Source organism: Frankia sp. CeRuru1 (genome assembly GCF_977966315.1).
Genome location: NZ_CDWWEW010000465.1, coordinates 1 through 3,548, shown reverse-complemented (window position 1 = coordinate 3,548; position 3,548 = coordinate 1). Strand labels below are relative to the sequence as shown.

3 protein-coding genes are annotated in these 3,548 nt (G+C 72.2%); 1 reads left to right on the top strand and 2 read right to left on the bottom strand.

All coding sequences use genetic code 11. The features are described from left to right. Window positions 1-65: 65 nt before the first annotated feature. Together AC08OP_RS22760 and AC08OP_RS22755 are read right to left on the bottom strand one after the other, a co-directional pair. Complete coding sequence (locus AC08OP_RS22760; protein ID WP_476616037.1) at window positions 66-1,412, bottom strand: M16 family metallopeptidase; 1,347 nt, start codon at window positions 1,410-1,412, stop codon at window positions 66-68. Beyond that, window positions 1,409-2,710, bottom strand: a complete 1,302-nt coding sequence (locus AC08OP_RS22755) for a M16 family metallopeptidase (RefSeq protein ID WP_476616038.1) — start codon at window positions 2,708-2,710, stop codon at window positions 1,409-1,411. Before AC08OP_RS22755 ends, AC08OP_RS22760 begins: the two co-directional genes overlap by 4 nt. Window positions 2,711-2,942: 232 nt before the next feature. On the opposite strand from AC08OP_RS22755, the gene AC08OP_RS22750 reads away from it, so the two are divergent. Next, window positions 2,943-3,548 (top strand): PucR-like N-terminal domain-containing protein (locus AC08OP_RS22750; RefSeq protein WP_476616036.1); only part of this gene is annotated, 606 nt, incomplete at its 3' end.

Genomic DNA, 3,548 nt, shown 5'->3' with positions numbered 1-3,548 from the left:
CCTCCACCAGGCACTGAGCACGCCCCGCCGGACCCGGGACCCCGGGACCGGGACGGGCCCGGTGCTCAGGACGCGACGATGCCCAGTGCCCCCACGGCCGCGGAAATCCTGGCCGCGTCCCCGACGAGCACCGTGATCAGCTTTGCCGGGGCGAGCAGGCCCGCCGACACCGCCTGAATGTCGCCCACGCCGACCTCGGCGAGGGCGCGCGGGTGATCACGCAGGTACTCGACCCCGATCCCGGCCCCGGCCAGCGCCGACAGCGTCGAGGCGAGACCGGCGGCGGTCGCACTGCCCAGTGCCAACGTGCCGACGGCGTATTGCCGGGCGGCGTCGAGCTCCTCCTCGCTGGGCGGTAGAACCGCCATCCGCCCGAGCTCGTAGAAGATCTCCAGCAACGCGGGCCCGGTCACCTCGGTGGCGACGTCCGCGGCGACGGTGAACCGTGACCCCGCCTGGTAGTGATCGATCGAGCTGCGCGGGGAGTAGGTGTAGCCCTTGTCCTCGCGGATGTTGTTGACCAGCCGGGAACTGAAGTAACCACCGAAGATGGTACTCGCCAGCCGCTGCGCCGGGTATCCGGGCGCGGAGCGGCCCAGGGCCGGTCCGCCCAGCCTGATGTTGGTCTGCACGGCACCCGGACGGTCGACGATGACGATCGGGCCGGTGGTGAGGGCCGGGACCGGCGGGACGGCCCGCGCGGGCCCGCCCGTCCAACCGCCGAGCGCGGCGGAGACCGCCACGAGAGCACGCGGCGCCGACACGGCCCCGACCAGGGTGAGGATCGCGGCGGCCGGGGAGATCCGTTCGGTGTGCAGGGCCCGTACGTCCTCGGGACCGACCTGTCCGACGGTCTCCGGCTCGGCGATGCCGGTGGCGTAGGGGTGGTCACCGAAGAGCCGGCCGAGCAGCGCCTCCCGGGCAATGACCGCGGGCTGGCTGCGGGCGACCGCCGTGTCCTCGACGATCCGGTCGCGTTCGCCGGCGACCTCGTCGTCCGGGTAGGTGGCACCGAGGAGCACCTCGGCCATGATTCCCAACAGGGGTTCGAGGTTCACCGCGAGGGCGGAACCGACGATGGACAGCCGGTCGGCGTCGACCCCGGTCGACAACGATCCGCCCAGGCGCTGGACCTCGGTGGCCAGGCCCACCCGGTCGAAGCGGTGTGATCCGGTGAACAGCGTCTCCGCGAGCACCTCGGCCCGGGCCTGGTGCACGGCGCCGACGCCGGCGAACGGGATCCGCAGCCGCACCTCGACCAGGGGCACACTGGCCCGCTCCACCACCAGCACCCGCAGACCGTTGTCGAGAGTGTGGTCGGTGACAGCCGGCAGCTCCGCCGGGACGGTCGGGCGCACGGCCGGGATGACCGCCGCCCGGGTGGTCGTCGAGCTCAGCGCGCTGCCGCTCATGAGGCGGCGCCGGCACGCAGCTCCAGGACCGAGCGGCCCTGGTCGAGAAGCGCCCGGGCGGCCGCGGCGACGGCCTCCCCGGTCACCGCGGACAGTTCCGCGGGCAGTTCGTTCACCAGCTCGGGACGTCCCCGTTGCAGTTCGTGCACGGCCATGGCGAGTGCCCGTCCCAGCGCGTCGTCGGACTCACGCAGCAGCGAGGACGCCACCCGCGCCTGCACCCGCTCCAGCTCGCCGTCCGCCAGGCCCTCACCCGCCAGCCGCGCCAGTTCCTCGTCGACGGCGGCGAGGACGGCGTCCGCGCTCGCGTCCTCGGACTGGCGGGCCTCCAGGGTCAGCAGCAGCGGGTCACGCTGCTCGAACGGATCCCCGAAGGTGCCGAGGTAGGTGCTCACCCCGATGACCGAACGGTCCTTCTGCACCAGGCGGCGTTCGAGCCGGCTGGCGTCGCCGTCGCTGAGGATCTCGGTAAGCAGGTAGTAGGACAGGTAGGTGGACAGGTCGTCGATCGGGTCGGGCACCCGGTAGCCGACCGCCAGGGCGGCGCGCGGCGCGAGCGGGTCGGTGAGCACCGCCCGGCGCTCGGTACTCGGCACCGGCTCGGCGAAGCTCACCCGCGTCGGCACCGAGCGGGCGGGGATGTCACCGAAGTACCGGCGGACGAAGGTAAGCGTCTCCTCCGGGTCGATGTCGCCGACGATGGTCAGCACGGCGTTGCCCGGTGCGTAGTACTTGTCGAAGAAGTCCTCGGCGTCGTCCAGGCTCGCGGCCTCGAGCTCGGAGAAATCCCCGTAGCCGTTGTGGGCGTTCGGGAAGGTGTCGAACGCGACCGGCGGCAGCTTGATCCAGGGAAATCCCCCGTAGGGGCGGTTCAGGACGTTGACCCGGATCTCCTCCTGCACCACGGCGATCTGGTTGTCCAGGTTCTGGCGAGTGATCTTCGGTGCCCGCATCCGGTCCGCCTCCAGGAACAGGGCCAGTTCGAGCGCCCCGGCCGGGAGCAGCTCGAAATAGTCCGTGTAGTCCGGGTGCGTCGATCCGTTGAAGATTCCGCCGGCGGCCTGGACATGCTTCGGATGCTCGGCCTTGCCGACGTTCTCGCTGCCCTGGAACATCAGGTGCTCGAACAGGTGAGCGAATCCGGTACGGCCCTCAGGCTCGGATCGGAACCCGACGTCGTAGTGCACCGAGACGGCCACCACCGGCGCGGTGTGGTCGGGGGCGAGCAGCACGCGCAGGCCGTTACCGAGCCGGGTCCGCTCGATCGGATAGGAGGATGCCGGCAGGGCCGACTTCATCGCGGTGGACGCGGCCGGGCCGGGTTCTCTAGGCGGGGACACAGTTGCCAACGCTACTGCCCGGCGGGCCGCGCCGGTGGCGAAGAGGACACCCATCCCAAGTCATGGCCACGGGAGGCCGTGCCCCGGCCCGCCCGGAGCCGATTCCGCCGGCCGCCGGCGACGATCACGGGCGGCCCGCCCAGAGGACGAGGTGCGGGAGATTGCGACTGTCGGGCGGCAAACTGTTCCCATGGGACAGTTTCCAGCCGGGCTGAGCGAGATCCTCGCCGCCGAGTTCGACGCTCTGGGTGAAGAGATCATCGCCGCGATCGCCCGGGAGGTTCCCGCCTACGCGCGCCCGCTGGAGGGCAAGTTCGGCCATGGGGTGCGCCGCGGAGTCGACGAGGCGTTGTTCCGCTTCCTCAGCCTGGTCGAGGCCGGTCCCCACTGCACTCTCGACCTCGCCGCCAGCCGGGAGGTCTATGTCCGTCTCGGCCGCGGCGAGGTGTACGCGGGACGGTCGTTGGACAACCTGCTGAGCGCCTACCGGGTGGGCGCCCGCGTCTCCTGGCGCCGCCTCGGGGAGGCGGCGGCCCGCCGCGGCGGGCTGGACGGCCCGGCGCTGGTGTCCCTCGCCGAGATGATGTTCGCCTACATCGACGGCATCTCCGCGGCCTCCGCCGATGGCTACGCGTCCGAGCAGTACACCGCGGCCGGTGAACTGGAGCGGCTGTGGGACCGGCTGGGCGAGATGCTGCTGTCCGGCGCGACCGGCGGGGCGATCGCGCAGGTCGCCCGTTCCGGCAGCGTGCGGCTGCCCGGCCGGCTGGCCGCCGTGCTCGTCCCCGCCCCGACC

Excerpts from the sequence above, each read along its gene's own strand:
- AC08OP_RS22755 (WP_476616038.1), bottom strand. The coding sequence starts at position 2,710 with ATGAAGTCGGCCCTGCCGGCATCCTCCTATCCGATCGAGCGGACCCGG.
- AC08OP_RS22760 (WP_476616037.1), bottom strand. The coding sequence starts at position 1,412 with ATGAGCGGCAGCGCGCTGAGCTCGACGACCACCCGGGCGGCGGTCATC.